Source organism: Pacificimonas flava (genome assembly GCF_000342165.1).
In the GTDB taxonomy this organism is placed as follows: domain Bacteria; phylum Pseudomonadota; class Alphaproteobacteria; order Sphingomonadales; family Sphingomonadaceae; genus Pacificimonas; species Pacificimonas flava.
The window spans coordinates 1-15,793 of sequence record NZ_AMRV01000012.1 but is presented as its reverse complement, the minus strand read 5'-3'; the positions used below and the strand labels follow the sequence as shown (position 1 = coordinate 15,793).

12 protein-coding genes are annotated in these 15,793 nt (G+C 59.5%); 4 read left to right on the top strand and 8 right to left on the bottom strand.

What is annotated here, in order from left to right:
• Positions 1-44: 44 nt before the first annotated feature.
• From C725_RS13100 to C725_RS16255, 8 genes are all read right to left on the bottom strand, one after another.
• Complete coding sequence (locus tag C725_RS13100; RefSeq protein ID WP_038283345.1) at positions 45-3,179, bottom strand: type I restriction endonuclease subunit R; 3,135 nt, start codon at positions 3,177-3,179, stop codon at positions 45-47.
• On the bottom strand, positions 3,179-4,102 hold the full coding sequence (locus C725_RS13095; RefSeq protein ID WP_008603654.1) for a GIY-YIG nuclease family protein: 924 nt from the start codon (positions 4,100-4,102) through the stop codon (positions 3,179-3,181). The genes C725_RS13100 and C725_RS13095 overlap by 1 nt, the downstream gene beginning before the upstream one ends.
• Positions 4,099-4,605 (bottom strand): hypothetical protein, encoded by a 507-nt coding sequence (locus C725_RS13090; RefSeq protein ID WP_008603653.1) that lies wholly within the window; start codon positions 4,603-4,605, stop codon positions 4,099-4,101. Before C725_RS13090 ends, C725_RS13095 begins: the two co-directional genes overlap by 4 nt.
• Positions 4,602-5,939, bottom strand: coding sequence for a restriction endonuclease subunit S (locus C725_RS13085; RefSeq protein ID WP_051051431.1), 1,338 nt, complete (start codon positions 5,937-5,939; stop codon positions 4,602-4,604). The genes C725_RS13090 and C725_RS13085 overlap by 4 nt, the downstream gene beginning before the upstream one ends.
• Positions 5,936-6,304 carry a hypothetical protein gene (locus tag C725_RS13080; protein WP_008603651.1) on the bottom strand — a complete coding sequence of 123 codons (369 nt, stop codon included), beginning with the start codon at positions 6,302-6,304 and terminating at the stop codon, positions 5,936-5,938. Before C725_RS13080 ends, C725_RS13085 begins: the two co-directional genes overlap by 4 nt.
• On the bottom strand, positions 6,301-8,145 hold the full coding sequence (locus C725_RS13075; protein ID WP_008603650.1) for a type I restriction-modification system subunit M: 1,845 nt from the start codon (positions 8,143-8,145) through the stop codon (positions 6,301-6,303). Before C725_RS13075 ends, C725_RS13080 begins: the two co-directional genes overlap by 4 nt.
• Before the next feature lie 515 nt (positions 8,146-8,660).
• The gene (locus tag C725_RS13070) at positions 8,661-10,913 is read right to left on the bottom strand and encodes a relaxase/mobilization nuclease domain-containing protein (RefSeq protein WP_008603649.1); all 2,253 of its coding nucleotides are present in this window, start codon (positions 10,911-10,913) and stop codon (positions 8,661-8,663) included.
• Positions 10,910-11,215, bottom strand: coding sequence for a ribbon-helix-helix protein, CopG family (locus C725_RS16255; protein ID WP_038283342.1), 306 nt, complete (start codon positions 11,213-11,215; stop codon positions 10,910-10,912). Before C725_RS16255 ends, C725_RS13070 begins: the two co-directional genes overlap by 4 nt.
• Before the next feature lie 898 nt (positions 11,216-12,113).
• Between C725_RS16255 and C725_RS13060 the strand changes: the two genes are divergently transcribed.
• From C725_RS13060 to C725_RS16960, 4 genes are all read left to right on the top strand, one after another.
• A complete protein-coding gene (locus C725_RS13060; protein WP_008603647.1) occupies positions 12,114-12,521 on the top strand; it encodes a hypothetical protein in 408 nt (135 codons plus the stop codon).
• Positions 12,518-13,432: a P-loop NTPase family protein gene (locus C725_RS15475; RefSeq protein WP_008603646.1), complete on the top strand. Its 915-nt coding sequence runs from the start codon at positions 12,518-12,520 to the stop codon at positions 13,430-13,432. Before C725_RS13060 ends, C725_RS15475 begins: the two co-directional genes overlap by 4 nt.
• 116 nt (positions 13,433-13,548) lie before the next feature.
• Positions 13,549-14,910, top strand: a complete 1,362-nt coding sequence (locus C725_RS13050; protein ID WP_008603645.1) for a hypothetical protein — start codon at positions 13,549-13,551, stop codon at positions 14,908-14,910.
• Between the two features lie 674 nt (positions 14,911-15,584).
• Positions 15,585-15,793: DUF6538 domain-containing protein (locus tag C725_RS16960; RefSeq protein WP_420804926.1), on the top strand; the 209-nt coding region annotated here is incomplete at its 3' end.

Below are 15,793 nucleotides of genomic sequence, written 5' to 3'. Positions count from 1 at the left end.
TGGCGGCGTAAGTCGATGGTGCCGCTGCACTGGTAGCGGCACCATCAGCCGTCGGCTGCGATCTCTGCCCGCAAGTCGCTATAAAGGTCGAGGTTGTTCAACAGCAAATTTTTCAGCCCCGCTCTGACGCGAGCCGAATTGATAACCTGCACACCCATTGACTCGTGCGCCTCCATCGCTGCGATCGCAGCTTCAAGCATCTCAGGATCGATCGTGGGCGATGCTTTGAATTGCGCCTCGCTGTTCGCGCGCGCCTGCGCACGAAGCGTCTCTGATTCCATCAGCTTGTCCTTCACGCTGCGGACAAAGCTCAGCTGATCTCCATCGGTCAAATCGCCTTCAAACAAAGCGTTCACCCTCGCAATGATCTGTGAAAGTGCTGTCTTGTCCTTGTCCTGCACTGCGCCAGAACCTGCCGCAGTGATCGGCTTCAAGGGCTCGGTCTCACCCTCTCCAAGATCCATCACGGCCTGCTTGAGTGCGCGGACCGCATGGTGAGTAAGCATGACCTGCGACAGGTCGACCTCAGCGTTCTCCCGTTCGAAATCAAGAAGTGGCACCAGATGGCGGTAAAACCAGTAGCGTTTCTCCACCCCTGTATGGCCGTAATCGATCATCTGGCTGAGATAGGAATACAACCGCATATACTGTTGCATGTCGCTCTTCATGAGCGTCAGCGCGTCGATACGGTCTTTTGCTTCGGCTGCTGCCTGGTCCTGCTCTCCCTCCTTCGCAAACCGCAATGCTTCTCTGGCCTGCGCGAAGCGCTTCACCAATCTTTGCGCCACGGGCTGCAAGGCGGCCGATAGCTTCCCCTGCGATGCGCCCGGCGAGGTAATGACCTCAATCACTCGCTCGACCTCGGGCGTGTCATACCAGCCGCCGTGGTCCAGCTTGTCCTTCAAGGTAAAGATCATTTCCGGATCGGTCGTCCCGTCGAGTTCGGCAGACTCGTAGTATGTCCGGAAGGCTTCCAGCACCGCATCGGCGCTGTTCACGAAGTCGAGGACGTAGGTCGTGTCCTTTCCTGGATGCGAACGATTCAACCGCGACAGGGTCTGGACCGCCTGCACCCCGGCCAACTTACGGTCGACATACATCCCGCATAGCTTGGGTTCGTCAAAGCCGGTCTGGAATTTGTTCGCGACCAAGAGCAGGCGCGCGTTGTCGTCGTCGAATGCGTCACGAATATCGCGACCGTGCAGAGTCGGATTTAGATCCGTGCTCGTCTCCATGACCGGTTCGGCAAAACTCTCGGGATCGCTCACCTCCCCGGAGAACGCCACCAGCGCCTTGAGCTTCGTGTAGCCATTGTCGGCGAGGTATTTGTCCAACGCGACCTTCCAGCGCACCGCTTCCTTCCGGCTGCCAAGAACCACCATCGCCTTCGCTTGTCCTTCGAGAAGCGGTGCAACATTCTCGCGGAAATGCTCGACCGTGATCTGGACCTTCTGCGCGATATTGTGCGGATGAAGCCGAACCCATCGCATGATCTTCTTTGTGGCAGCGGAGCGTTCCACCTCCTTGTCGTCAATTTCCTTCAGGCCATCCTTGCCTTGCTGGGCGAGCTTGAAGGCCGTTGCATAGGGCGTGTAATTGCGCAGCACGTCGAGGATGAAGCCCTCTTCGATCGCTTGGCGCATCGAATAGACGTGGAATGCCTCGTATCCATTCGCGTCGGAAGGTGGCGCAGACGGATCCTTCAGCCTGCCGAACAGCTCAAGCGTCTTGTTCTTCGGTGTCGCCGTGAAAGCGATGTAGGTAATGCCCCGGTCATCGGCGCGCGCCTTCATTTGCGCGGCCAGCAGATCCTCGATGTCCACCTCGCCTCCATCCTGCAGGCTCGCAGCTGCATCGCTCGCCAATAGCTGGCGCAACGTTGCCGCTGCCATACCTGCCTGGCTGCTGTGCGCCTCGTCCGCGATTACCGCAAAGGTTTTCCCGTCGGTGGCCGCCTTCTCTCGCACCGCCTCAAGCGCATAGGGAAACGTCTGGATGGTGCAGACGATGATCTTCTTGCCCGCTGCCAGCGCCTCGGCCAACTGTCCGCTTTTCGCGCCACCGCTGTTCTTGATCGTTTCGACCACGCCAGCCGTCCGCTCGAAATCGAACAGCGCATCCTGAAGCTGCCCGTCGATTACGCGCCGATCCGACACGACAATGACCGTTGAGAAGATCTTGTTGTCGTCTGCATCGTGCAGTTCGGAAAGGAAGTGCGCGGTCCAGGCAATCGACGCAGTCTTGCCGCTGCCTGCCGAGTGCTGGATCAGGTAGGCACCGCCTGCGCCCTCATCGCGCACTTGGTTTACCAGTTTCCTGGTCGCATCGAGCTGATGGTAGCGCGGGAAGAAGAGGGCCGACAGGTTCCCCTTCTTATCGCGTTTGGCGACCATGTAACGCCCCAGAATATCGAGCAAGCTGTCGCGCCCCAGCACGTCCATCCAGAGGTATGAGGTCGCTGAACCGTACGAGTACGGTTCATTGCCGGCACCGCCCTTATTGCCCCGGTCAAAGGGCAGAAACCGAGTGGAGTTACCCGCCAGCTTCGTCGTCATGCGGACGAGACTGCTGGATACCGCGAAATGCACCAGCGCGCCGCCTGGGAATGAGAGCAAAGGTTCCAGCCGTCCGCCCTTGGGATGGGGCTGCCGGTCTTTGCGATACTGCTCGACCGCATCCTCTACGCTCTGCGTGAAATCCGCTTTCAGTTCGATAGTTGCAGTCGGAATGCCATTCAGGAAGAGAACCAGGTCGATCGAATGCTCGCTGTCGAGGCGATAGCGGACCTGCTGGACCACTCGCAGACGATTAGCATCATAGCGGTCTGTGATTTCGGGATTGAGCCCACTGGCCGGACGGAACTGCGCCAGACGAATGGTGCGCCGGATGCCGACCATCTCCATGCCAGAGCGCAGCGTCGCGAGAGTGCCCTTCTCGTCCAGCACCTTGCGCACGCGATCGAGAAGCTTTTCCCTGGCTCCATCTTCACCGTGCCGCTTCGCCAGCGTCTGCCACACTTCCGGCTGGGTTTGCCGGACCCAGGCTATCAGATCCGGCGGATAGAGTGCGCGCTGGCGGTCGTAGTTAACGTCGGCTCCGTAATCGTAGAGCCAGCCCTTGGTCTGCAGGGTGTCGCAGATCTCGCCTTCCATGGTGGCTTCTTCGTGGAGCTTGGGCATCAGTTTGTATCCGCGATCGCTGCCAGACGGCGCGACTCCCATTCCTTGTAGGTCAAGCTGCTTTCGATCTCGTGCCAGTCCAATTGGCCATTAGCGCTACGCGCCTGCACCACAGAGGCTGCCGCGCTTACGCTAGCAAAAACGTAGTTTTCACCGAACTCTAACAGGTCGCCATTCTCGACCAGAACATTGGAGCGGCGCAGCTCTGTATGAAGATCATAGTAGCTGTGCCATGTCGAAGCTTCGCTAAATTCCTTCTTTGCCTGTGATCCGGCGAGAACAATAAATTCCCCGTCTACCAGCGTCGCTTTTGCTGACAGCCCTTGCCGGCTGTTCTCCAATACAAATGTGGCAAGCGGTTCCGGAGGCGAAGGGGCAGCCTCAGAAGTTGCTTCTTTCAATACGGGAATGGCCTGCCTTTTGCGTTCCACAAACATATCGACGCGGAGCGCCGGAAAGACAATCAAGAGGTAGCCAAGAAACGCTTCCATCTTGGAGATATCAGCTGCGCTCAAGCTGGGCGACGAAGGCCTCGTTCCGTTTGCCAATGGAACACGACCGATATCATGCGCTCGCTCTATCAGCCGCGACTCCAGATAACTGATGTGCGCCCTGTTGAGCCTGTTTTCCGCGGCGGTGACGATCGCAACTTGGGTCCACCAGTCTTTATTGACATCATGGTTCCGAATGCGGACCGCAATGTCCTCGGCCTGGCCGATGTAGGCTAGCGGTGCGCCATCGCTGTCATCGCCAGTCAGCAGGTAGATACCGGAATGCCTCGCTTGTTCGTGGCTCTCGATAAGGCGCGACAGCTCGGTGCGCGGAGCCAGAAGAACGCTGCCCGTCCAATTGAACATTTCCGCCGTGACAATGCCATCAGGGCGGCCATCGACGTAGAACAGCTCAAGCGATTGGCCGGTCATATCCGCTTCGCCTTGATACCGATCCGTTCCAACCCTGCGACCACTTCGGGCTTCATGGTAAAACCGGAGGTTGCTTCGTCGAAGTCGGCGAGGATACCGGCCTTGAACGGTTCATTCCGAACCTTCGACCAAGGCGCTGGCCACAGGTAGTCCTGTCGGTCCCAGCCGATCTTGCCGAAATGCAGCTGCCAGGCCTTGTCCTGCCAGCCGATCGCTTCAGTCAGCGCGGTAGAGGTAGCGCCCGGGTTATCGAGCAACACCTGCATCAGCGAAACTCCAAGATCGCTCGGAGGCATGCGGGCGAAGGCATTCTCGACCTTACTGACAGGATCGGAGGCGGCTTCGCGCTCTTGAAGCTTGGAAAAGGCATCGAGCACCTTGCGGCCCGCTTCCTGCTGTTCGGGCGAGCCGTCGGCCACCCAATCCTCGGCGCGGGCGAGGATGGTGCGGCGATCCTTATCGGACTTGGCGGGCAGGCTGGCGATGAGCGTATCGACGTTCATGCGGCCTCCTGTTCCTCGGGCTCGACCTCGCCGCGGACGTCGATCTTCCCAGTAACAGCGGCAGAGATGAGGGCGGCACGGCGTTCGCGCAAAAGAGTGATCTGCTCTCCGGCACGCTCTACAATTTTAGAGTGTGAGCTCAATTTGGCTAGCACCGCGTCCGCGATCGTCCTTTGCTCGGCCAATGGTGGGAAGCACATCGCAGTTGCCTCTACCTGCTCAGAGCTAATGTTATACTGCGCAGTTCCGGTCACAGCTAACTCTACCTGCCGATAGAATTCATCGGACTGTATCCAGAGCTTCAGGAAGTTAGGATCTACTTTTCTACTTCGAATATAGAATCGCCCAACTCGCTGGTTGAGCTGACAAGGAAGGTCGCCCTCTTCAACGACTGCAAAATTTCCCAAACTTCCCGTCGCACCAATACTACCTGACATCCCCCAAACTATATCGCCTGCTGCCAGTGCAAAGGCCTCGACGGCTACCGCTTCATCAACCCTAACGGCATTGTGCAACTTGAGGCTGCCGCGCGAAAGGTTGTTCATTTTTACCACCGGGATGCCCTCGGACTGAAAGTCGCCCGAAGCAAACGCAAATCCGCCCTGAAGCCTTGCCCCATATCCCAGCTTTCCAGCGCCCCACTGCGCCGGGATCTGGCCGACCCATTCGATGCCGCTGTCTTTCATCGGGGCATCAGGGTCGAGGCCCTTGGTGACGGCGTGGGAGATGGTCGCGGCGCGCTTCTCGGCGAGCAGCGCGATCAACCGCTCCTGCGCCACCACCGCCGCATCGATCTTCGCCGTCTCGCGGTCGAGGAATTTCGTAATGGCGAACTGATCGGCTTGAGGCGGCACCAGAATTGGAAGCCACTTCACGTCACTGAACTTCATGGACTGACGCAGTCCACCGCCCATCGAGTAGAAGACTTTGGTGAGGTCGTAGGCCCGCAGAAGATAGGCAAAGTAGATCGGATCAATCGAACGCGGACGCGTGCCGAGATATGCCGAGGTGATTATGCCCCGCTCGCCCGCCAATCCAGTCCGCAAACTACGCTTGTCGTTCTGCAGATCAGTTAACCGCCAAACGACGTCATATTTCTCGAGTATCTGGTAGGTTTCGAACGAGGCTGGCAGGAGGCCATCGGCCCCCTCGATGTCCTTGCGAATTATGCTGCCATAGCTAAGCGACAACAAATTGTTCTCGATCAGGCCGACGTTCTTTTCATCGATCTCGTCGGCAACACTGAAAAGCGGCCGCGCATTCCAAGCGGATGGGATTGGCCCCACCCACTCGACCCCGCTGTCCTTGTATTCTGGATAAGCAGGGAAGCTCACAGGCCATCACCAGCGACTTCGGAAAGAACCTGCACAGCTTGCCATAGCGAATTGGCCTGAAAGCGGATCAAGTCGGCGTCCTTGAAGCCCGGCTCGCGAAACAGGTTGTGGTTCGGCTTGCTAACATCGAAGGTGCGGTGGTCGAAGAACTCACTCTCGATTTCCGCCAGCCGGTGCTGCCGGACACTATCAGCTCGCACCCAGATATTCGCGACGCGTTTGCGCTCAGGTTCGGTGGCAACCGGGAGGCCAGCGGCCGTCGAATAGAGGTTGCAGTGGGCAGGATGACGATCGCCGCTTTGCCGGATGTGCGGATGCGCTTCGACCAAGGCTGTCACCGCCGCGACGAATTCCTCACCCTTCACGCTGCCATCTCCCGCAGCATGGTTTGGATATCGGCGGTCACGTCGGCCAGTTCTGCATCGATTTCGGACAACTGGCGCGGCGGTTCGAAGACGTAGAAGTGCCGGTTGAAGGGGATTTCGTAACCGAGCTTGGTCTTGCTTTCATCGATCCAGGCGTCGGGCACGTGCGGCAGAACCTCACGCTCGACGTATTCGGAGATATCGTTGGTCAGCGGCACGGTCTCCGTGTCGCGCAGGGCCGTGTCTGGCTGCGGTTCACCCTTGTTCTTGCCTCGCGTGACTAGAACGCGTTCACCGTACTCGTTCAGTAGCGGTCGCTCGACCGTGATCTGGTGGTATCCGAAAGCCTCGTTCGTAAGCACGAGCGATACCGGCGCGCGCTTAGCCTTGCCGCCTTCGGGAGCCTCAGGCGTGGGCGCATCGGGGGCGATGATGCTGCGATCGATCTCCTTGTCGTCCGCGTTCAGCAGTGTGACTATGTCCATCGGTTCGCCATCGCCGAAAAGTTTGACCAGCGCCTCACGGTCTTTCTCGCCGATCTCGCGCCGCTTCGATCCCAGCGATTTGCGCATCTTGCGGAAGAATGTGCTGCCGTCGATCAGCTGAGTCTTGCCCTTGCGCGCCTTCGGCTTGCGGTTGGAGACGACCCAGACATAGGTCGCGATGCCGGTGTTGAAGAACATATCGGTCGGCAGGGCGACGATCGCCTCTACCAGATCGTTCTCCAGCAGGTAGCGACGGATCTCGCTCTCCCCGCCACCAGCACCGCCGGTGAAAAGCGGCGAGCCGTTGAGAACGATGCCGAAGCGGCAACCGCCATCAGCTTCGGGCTGCATTTTGGAGAGCATGTGCAGCAGGAACAGCAGCGATCCATCGGACACGCGCGGCGTGCCGGGACCGAAGCGGCCAGCATAGCCTTGTTCCTTGTGCTCCTTCTCTACCGAGCGGCGGATGCCCTTCCAGTCCACACCGAACGGGGGATTGGCGAGCATGTAGTCGAAGGTCTGGCCCTCATGTCCGTCGTCCGACAGCGTGTTGCCGTAAACGATGTTGTTCACGTCCTGCCCCTTGATGAGCATGTCCGCCTTGCAGATGGCGTAGGATTCCGCGTTCAGTTCCTGTCCGCTCATCACCAGCTGGACGCCGTAATTTCCATCGCGCAGGAATTCATCGGCGACGGACAGCATCCCACCCGTGCCAACAGTCGGATCGTATATGCGACGGATCAGGCCTTCCTTCCCGCCGAGCACCGCGTCATCCTCGATGAACACGAGCTCCGCCATCAGGCGGATGACATCGCGCGGGGTGAAATGCTCACCTGCCGTCTCGTTCGAATCCTCGGCGAATTTTCGAATCAGCTCCTCAAAGGCGTCGCCCATCTGGGCGGAAGTAAGATTATCGGGGTGCAGATCGACGCGCGGGTCGAGGAACCGTTCGAGCACCTGGAAGATCAGGTCCTTCTCTTCCAGCTTGTCGACTTGGGCGTGGAATTCGAACTTCTCAAAGATATCCCGCACTTCGGGGCTGAAGGCATCGATGTAGCTGTGCAGGTTGCTGGCAATGTTGGAGGGGTCGCCCAGGATACCCTGTAAGTCCAGCTTTGACGCGTTGTAGAAGCCGAACCTGGAAGCCCGGCGCATGAATGCGTCGGCATCCATATTTTTGCCCTCCCACGTCGCCTTCTCGGCCAGTACGTCTTCGCGCGTGTCGGCGAGCACTAGGTCGAGGCGGCGAAGGACCGTGAACGGCAGGATGACCTTGCCGAAATCTGCGCGCTTATACGCCCCGCGCAATAGGTCTGCTATCGACCAGATGAAGGACGACAAAGATTGCTGATTCATAAATTCCCTCTTTGCGCGCGGCTAACAAGGAGTTGTCAATTTCGCTAGCAAGAACGGCGGCCAGCTACCCTAAAGCCCTTATTACTGTCGGAACTCGCGCTGCGCATCGCGGCCCGGAGCAGACTTGACGCCCGACCGCATTGCCGAGACGACAGAGATGTCTCGCCATCTGACGGCTGCCGTACCAAGGATGATTTAGGAACGAGGCGTCGATCACCGAACCGCCTGGATCTCGCGATCGAATCGATCGTACAGCGAGAGCCATGGCGGGCACTTCTTACAGACGATGAACTACGGCGCGCAGCGCGCAAGCTTCGGTAGGCGATGGTGACCAACGAATGGTAGCTTTCGGGATAACCGGTCGGAAGATCCAATGGCTGCTGTTGGGCCGCATTGCTGCCGACCAACTGAGCCCAGCGGAGGACCGCTTACGTTCTTCTGGCGCTCCAAACCGGGCAGGCCGGTTCGCTATCGGCGTCGTCTCGAAAAAAGGATCTTCGCACACGCCTTGCTTATCAAGATGATCGGTCAGTAGATCGATAACGGCGAATCTGTTCGAGGTAGTGAAGTTTCTCGAGGTCGGACGGCGATCCTTGGGATGACGCTTCGTGATCATGCCCCTGGCGGTCGATCGAGGTCGCCGCCTTTTCGCTATCCAGCCCTGAAACCGGCTCGTCGAACTTCGTGTCGCGGTCGGTTTCCGCATTGCCCTGCACATTCTCGCGCTTCATCCTCTCCCGTCGGAGGGCGACGCGCTCTAACATCGCCTGAAAGTCGGCATCCTCGAAGGCGAGGAAAGCCGCGTGTCGCAGGCCATCCGGATGATCGAGCACCTCGAGGACGTCTTTCCTGTTCAGCGGAACAGGGTGCTGAAGCAAGCAGCGATTGACGGTCGACAGCATTCCAGCCCGACGCTTCGCGAGATAATCCTGGATCTCGGGGTCCTCCTCGAAGAATGCCGCCGTTTGGAGGTTCGGTCCGGGGTTGGACCGGTCGGCATCGAAGACGATCTCTAGCGGTGCCGGACCAGCCGCACTGGCCGGTCCTCGCCGCCGCGTTGGCAGCACAGCCATGCGCCCGAGACTGGCGAGCGTTCGGTCCAACGCAGCCCTCCGTGCGGGGTCGGCACGATAATCAGGGCGCGGGGACGCCGGAGTTGCTACTGATTCCGGAAGTTTGGACGCTGCCTTGACAACAAGCGACCTGTTGTCGGCATCGACGACCTGGATCCCTAACGCCCGCGCACGTTCGGAGCAGCGCTCCTGGAAAGCTTTCGATCCATTGACTCGGACGGTACCCCAACGCTCAGCCGCTATTGTTAGCGCCGCATCAAGCCCGTCGGTGCTGGTGGGACGGTGGACGATGATGACGATGCGGTGATCCGTGAACACAAGGCGATCCGCCTCGTCGTAATATCGGGTCGACCATTCGTGAGGTTCGGCCCGAAGCCCGGCAGGTGGCGCCCATCCTTTTTCGCCGTTACCCGATGGAAGGAGCAGGGACGGTGATGGGATCACCGGCGGCAAGATGGGGGATCCAGCGTCTCGCCATTCCTCAAGCTTGGTATGCCGTGCATTTGTGCAGGTTTTTATCGCGGCGGCGAAGGCTGCGTTCAATTCCTTTTGCGCGGCGTCGCGCTCGGCGCGAACAGCCCGTTCGGCGAAGCGGTTGCCTGCCGTGGCGATCGCCGACGATTGGTCCTTGGCCCAGGCATCGAGGGTGGCCTGCGCTTTTGCCCGCTCGGCCCTCAACCGCTTAAGCTGAGCCTTGTGTGCTTCGCGATACTCGTCGAACCCAGGTATCCGGTCGCCTGGATTCGGGACGAACGGACCGAACCGCTTTTCCATCTGCTTCAACGCCAGATCCGGATCGACAGTCGACGCCTTGTTTGATGTGTCACCGACGTGGATCCGTGCGCCGCTGCCCTTGGCACGATAGGCGATCTGGTGAATCTCCAGGTGGGCATGAAAGTCATCCCAGTCTTTTGCTTCGTTGCGTGCTCGAATGATGTCCGCGTGCAAGTTCACGATCTCGGCCGCAACGCCCTTACGATCGCGGGGCTTGAGGAACTTGCCCGCCGCATCGCGAACCATGACCTCGCTAATCGGATCGACGATCTCCTCGCCTCGCGAGCCGCCACCAAAGCGTCGGACCTTGGCATCGAACACCGCGCCGTCCCGGGCATAGTAAAGAGCGTTCGGCTCGGCGGCCCATCCGTGACGCTCTTCCAGTATAGCGATGGCCTGATGGAGGTCTTCAATCAGCCACTCGCTTCCGGCTGCCCGTCCATTCGCCGGATCGGCGCGCACCACCGCGATATGGAGATGTGGATGCTCGGTGTTGGTATGCTGGGCGAAGAGCGTGGGGCAAACCGACAGGCCGGTCACCGCCAACATCGTGTCGACCGTGTCCTTGAGCTGCGAAGGATCGGGCTGCTCCCTGCCCTGCCAGCTGACAATGATGTGGACGACCGGGTATTCGATCCGCGGAGAACCATTCGCCACCGCCAGCATTTCGACCTGCTGATCGCCAAGTTCGGTTGTCAGCAGGTTCCGCTGGCCGACATGCCCAGCCTTTTCGCCAGGCTCGATGCCATGGGCTCGCGCGTCAATCAGATACTCCGTGAGCGACCGGACCCGCTCCCTGTCGATCATTGCCATGGCCCAAGGGTCCGCATCCACGACGTAGCGGGTCAGCGCATACACGTTGTCGCGAAGCTCTGCGAGCCTGCCCTTCCGGCTTGTCATGCGGATGAGCTTGACGATCATTTTGCGACCTCGGCCCGGGCTGCGGCGGTCAGATTTCGCACTGCTGACAGAATGTCGGTGCGTGTTTGATCGTCGAGCTCGTCCATGCCTTCGAGGCGATGGTGAAGACCGAGAAGACTTGTCAAACATGCGAGTAGCGGCGTGTCCTCTGACGCCCTGCCGAGCAGGCGATCGCGTGCCAAGTCATGCCGGGTCTTGCCTGCGCGGGCCGCCGCCGCTTTGAGCAGCGCAGCCTCGTCAGGCTGCAGATGCACGGTGATCGAGATCCTGCTGTCGCCGCTCTTCCTTCCCTTCTTAGTCACCTTTCCCCCTTCCGAGCGAGAAGGTTCCCCGCCGAGCGACTAGGGGGCTGGTTACAGACCCCATCCTGCTTTGAATTTCATTCCCCAACACGAGCGAGCAGGACGCGAGCGGAACAGCGACAGACATGTGACGAATTGAACAGACGTCGCAATGTTCAGCCCAAGGGAATGCTTGGAACTTCTCCCGGGCGCACATAGCACGTCGGACCGGGCGGTCGGCAAGAATCCGACAACCTGTGCGGTGCGCCCCGAATCTGGGCGAATGAGCGGCCCAACCTCACCCGGGCAGCCTGACGGTTGGCGGCTCGAACTGGAGCCGATCTGCACCGAACCTTTTGCCAACTTTCGGCGGGAGGGAGATCGACGTCGTTTGTCGCACTGGCAGTATGACAGGCGGACAGGAGCCAGGAAGCACCCGCGTGTCTTATCGGCCTTCCGCTCGCCAACAGATAATTGCTGGGATGCAGGGATGAACACCGAACTCATCTGGCTGATGCATTCGGCAAACAGCACGAACATGCATCGAACAACTGCACTTACTTAAAAGACCGGAGGCCGAATAGGTAATGGGTCCGATTTGTCCCAATCGCGAGGCATAACCGATGACAGCCTGAACATTCACGTTGATCGGCGCGAATACCGAACGGTTCCGCCTGTTGGACGACGGACAGTCATGCACGGCATGTGGCAGACCGCGATGCGGTACGAAAAGGATTGGCGCCGAGCGAAGCCAAACCGGTGCACACGATCCGTTCCGACGAGTACATGCTCGCACATCACATGCATCGAGCATGGAAACGAATTTTGGACACTTTGGAGAACTCGGGAAGCTCAACCAGTTCCGCCTTTGATGGCGGCAGCATAGCTCATTCGGTGCGCCGTAAAGGAGGGCGCATGGATGACGAAGAAGACTAGGTCTGATCACAACCGGCGCATGCGGATGAGGCAGCGGCTCGCCGCACCGACCACGGGGCGCAACCGCGAGGACAGCATTGCGGGCGACGTTCGCGCGCTTGACAGCGATATCGCCCAGCAGCGTGCCCTGGGCAAGACGTGGCGCGAGATCGCGAACAACATGTATGAGGATTCGAAAAAGGCTGATGCCATCCGGACGGCCTTTGCGCGCCTGCATAACACGGAACGTAAAAGCGGCTTCCTGGCCCGCGCGAGCGATCCGGGCACGCTGGCAGCCCAAACGGGGATCGCTTCCAGTGGTCCGTCGAATAGCCGGCGCGTGGACGTGAAGGACCAAGCCAACTTCTTCGCGCCGGTCCACGACCCTGTCGACGAGGAACTGGAATCATGATCGACTGGAAACTCAAACTCCTCATCGTCGTACTGACAAATGCAGGCGGCACCGGAAAAACACACGTGACCGAGATCCTCGACTGCCTCGCGCGGTTAGCTGGCTTGTCGGTTTGCGTGGTGGATGCCGATCAGGGGTGCCGCGGCTACATCAACCGCAACGGGAAAGCGAACGCCACCGTCCTAAACTGGAACGCCGGAGAAATGCTGCAACCAGCGGAATGGTCCGCGCGTCACCTAGCCCAGGTAGACGTCGGAATTTTCGATCTCGGCGCGAATTTTCTGTCGATGGACACGCCCGCAGCCGGGTTCCTCAACGACGTTGTCGAGACCGCGCAGGACCAAAACATCCGCACCGTGTTCGCGCCGATCGACGCTCCGGACAAAGTGGGAGCACGGCTGCTGGCGGAACGCCTCTATACGCAGTTCAGCACCCTCTTCGAGGTGTTCATCGTCAAGAACGACAATCGCGGCACCGGCAACTTCGGTCCGGCTCGGCTGATCGACCCTCAGACGTTGTCCATCCCCTTCCTTGACGCTGGCTATGAATCCGTCCGGCTTCGCCAGCAGCGGCGCCTCGACGAGGTCATCGAAGCGCCAGAGGACGGTTACGCGATGGCCAGCGCGGCGATCGCTTCACGTCTGCTTGAGATCGCCAACAACCCGATCGTCGAGGATCTGTTCGGAACAGCGATGCGCAAGCCTCTCGAGGCGGCCGCGCAGGGCCGTCCGGGACCGCTTCGGTTCGTGGTGGCGACGCCCGCCGACGCCCGGGATGAAAAACTGCGCGCGAACATGGCTGTTCGAGCTGCACACACCATCCTCGCCAGATCCGCGAGTGCCGACCCGCAGGCGCTGCAGGCAGCGTTCGAAGCCGAGCGTGAAGCACTGCTTCGGTTCCAGAAGTGTTGACGGCCGCCGTCGGCTGATTTCGGCCGCGCGTAAGCACAGCCGTATCGGCCGGCAAAAGCCCCATGAACACCCGAAATTAAACCCAATGCACCATGTATTCATCGAGGAAAAAAATTATGACCGAGAAGATTGACGACGAGACAAGGATTGAAGCTGACCGGACCGCAAAAAGCGTGGTTCGGCGCGCGCCAAGATGGTTCAAGGAGGGGATTGCGGAACGCCTCTCGCCTGAGGCTCTCGCCCGCACGGCCAATGCGTGGGCCGATCGCAAGTATCACGGCGATATTCCTCTCAAGAGTCGAGACGGATATGTGCTTCGGAAGCGCGAAACCGCCACCGCCGCGACCGGGCTGCTCGCTGCGGCACATAGCCGCCTCACACCCGGCGATGTCCCTAAAAGTCGAGACGAACTCTACAGGCTGCTCGACTTTCTCATTGTTACGCCATTCGTTCCCGCAGCTAAGAAGGACGCGAAGACTGTACGTCGCATCGCACTTCAGCCGCTTACCGCGCTTGTCCAAAGTGATGCACTCGACTTGCATTGTGATGACCTCTTCTCGCTGCGCGGAGGGCACCCTGAGCTCTACAACGCCTACGTGCGTGGCGACTTCACCGCTGCAAAGAAGTTCGTAAAAAAGATTGCCGGCGGAGACGAGCGTAAGCGCGTTATCGTCATTGGTGCCCGGCAGCGCATTTTGTGGGGCTTATGGGATATACACCGCGCGAGCGCCGCCTCCCGCGACGTTTCGCGGCGGCTCGTCCCCTGGTTCCTGCGCCCCCTGGTCGGAGGCAAGACCACCGCGTCCGCGATGATTAACGCCATGCTTAGCCTAAGTAGTGCGGCAGATCGGGTCTTCACCGCCCACGATACGGCGCAGCGGCACGGCAGGGATAAGACCAACCTATCCGGACCGTCCGGCATCGTTCTTGGCCCATTAGTTTCTGCGGCATCGCCTATCGAGCACATGCTGCCCGGTCCTCAGAAGGCCGAAGTGCTATCTGTCACGGCCGACGTCCGCCAGCGCATACAATCCAAACACGACCAGTTGGAACTCATGCTGAAGGACCCTGAGCGGTCGCCCCACCAGACCATCCATGAGCATCATTTCGGTGGCTTGGACGAGCTCGCGGCGTTGTTCATGGTTAGCTACCGCTTTGCCGAGGATGAGAAGGCGATGCTTGCCGTCATCACCGGTAAGGCCGATCCGGATAGATTGTTCAACGTCGCGCCTCGCGCATGGCCGCGGGAGATCGACGACAAACTGGTTGCACGGGTGCTGCACCTTTTGGCCGCCTATCGCGAGGCCACGCTCGGTAATTGTGCAAACGGATATGATTCCGACAAGATCTGGAACAACACGCGGGCGCGCGATCGGGCTGCGGCGTTTATGACTATGTTAGCAACATCGGATGTCCTCACTTCCGGGGTGCAGCGCGCGGCAAGCATGTTCGACCTTTCTCACCAAGCTCGGAAGTAGCCGTAATTCCTCTTCCAGATCAGCGACGAAGGCGAGCAGTGCGTCCGTGCCATGAGCAAGACCGATGGCTGGTTCGCCGGATAGACAGTCGCGATCTGCGAACGCAGGGGCTCCAACTTGCGCTCGACACCGCTGGCGCGCTCGTTACGTGCGATACCCGCGAAATGAAAGGTGAAGCGCGGCCGGGTTCGATGAAGAGCGGGCCCCCCGGTAGTGTTCGCGCACCAGCTCGCGCCGGACCGGCGGCGCGAGCACATCCACGGCCTCCCCAAGAAGCAGGGTGCCATGACATCTCGAGTTGGCCGGTGAAACGCACGATTAGGGAGCTCTCCGAGCCGTCTTCGTGCCCGGATGAAATGAAGCCCGTAACTGCGGGCCCTGCGCGGTACAGCAAGGCTTGACCTCCAAACCTCGAGACCGTTCTCGAATTTCCGGCGTAATCCGTCGTTGCCTAGCCGGCACGTATGGTCCATATGTGTGGTCCACGAGGTCTTCGCAACAAGATTGGCCGGTTGTAATAAGCCATTGCTTTTGGCTAATGTTTTAATTCACCACCCCCTCCCGTAGGGGTCACCAAAAGCGCATTTTCGAGAGTTTTTGTCTCGAGCCGGCGCATATCCGCACTTTGTTAACCGCCTCCTGGTACAGAAAGGTGGTACAAAGTGAGGTTCCGTATGCCAGGTCCTTGGCCTCATCCCAGATCGGGAATGTTCTACTTTCGAAAAGCCATTCCGAAAGATCTCAGGCCGTGGTTCGAAGGTCGGCACGAGGTCAAGATATCGCTTCAAACGTCCGATCTGGAGCTTGCCCGGGCTCGGTATGCCGAGCTGGACGCCGAGTGCAGACAGAAATTAATTCTCGCAAAATCGGCTAGCAGCCACAC

Bases quoted from the DNA above. Each gene is read 5' to 3' on its own strand.
- C725_RS13100 (WP_038283345.1), bottom strand. From the start codon at position 3,179: ATGCCCAAGCTCCACGAAGAAGCCACCATGGAAGGCGAGATCTGCGAC.
- C725_RS13095 (WP_008603654.1), bottom strand. From the start codon at position 4,102: ATGACCGGCCAATCGCTTGAGCTGTTCTACGTCGATGGCCGCCCTGAT.
- C725_RS13090 (WP_008603653.1), bottom strand. From the start codon at position 4,605: ATGAACGTCGATACGCTCATCGCCAGCCTGCCCGCCAAGTCCGATAAG.
- C725_RS13075 (WP_008603650.1), bottom strand. From the start codon at position 8,145: ATGAATCAGCAATCTTTGTCGTCCTTCATCTGGTCGATAGCAGACCTA.
- C725_RS13070 (WP_008603649.1), bottom strand. From the start codon at position 10,913: ATGATCGTCAAGCTCATCCGCATGACAAGCCGGAAGGGCAGGCTCGCA.
- C725_RS13060 (WP_008603647.1), top strand. From the start codon at position 12,114: ATGACGAAGAAGACTAGGTCTGATCACAACCGGCGCATGCGGATGAGG.
- C725_RS15475 (WP_008603646.1), top strand. From the start codon at position 12,518: ATGATCGACTGGAAACTCAAACTCCTCATCGTCGTACTGACAAATGCA.
- C725_RS13050 (WP_008603645.1), top strand. From the start codon at position 13,549: ATGACCGAGAAGATTGACGACGAGACAAGGATTGAAGCTGACCGGACC.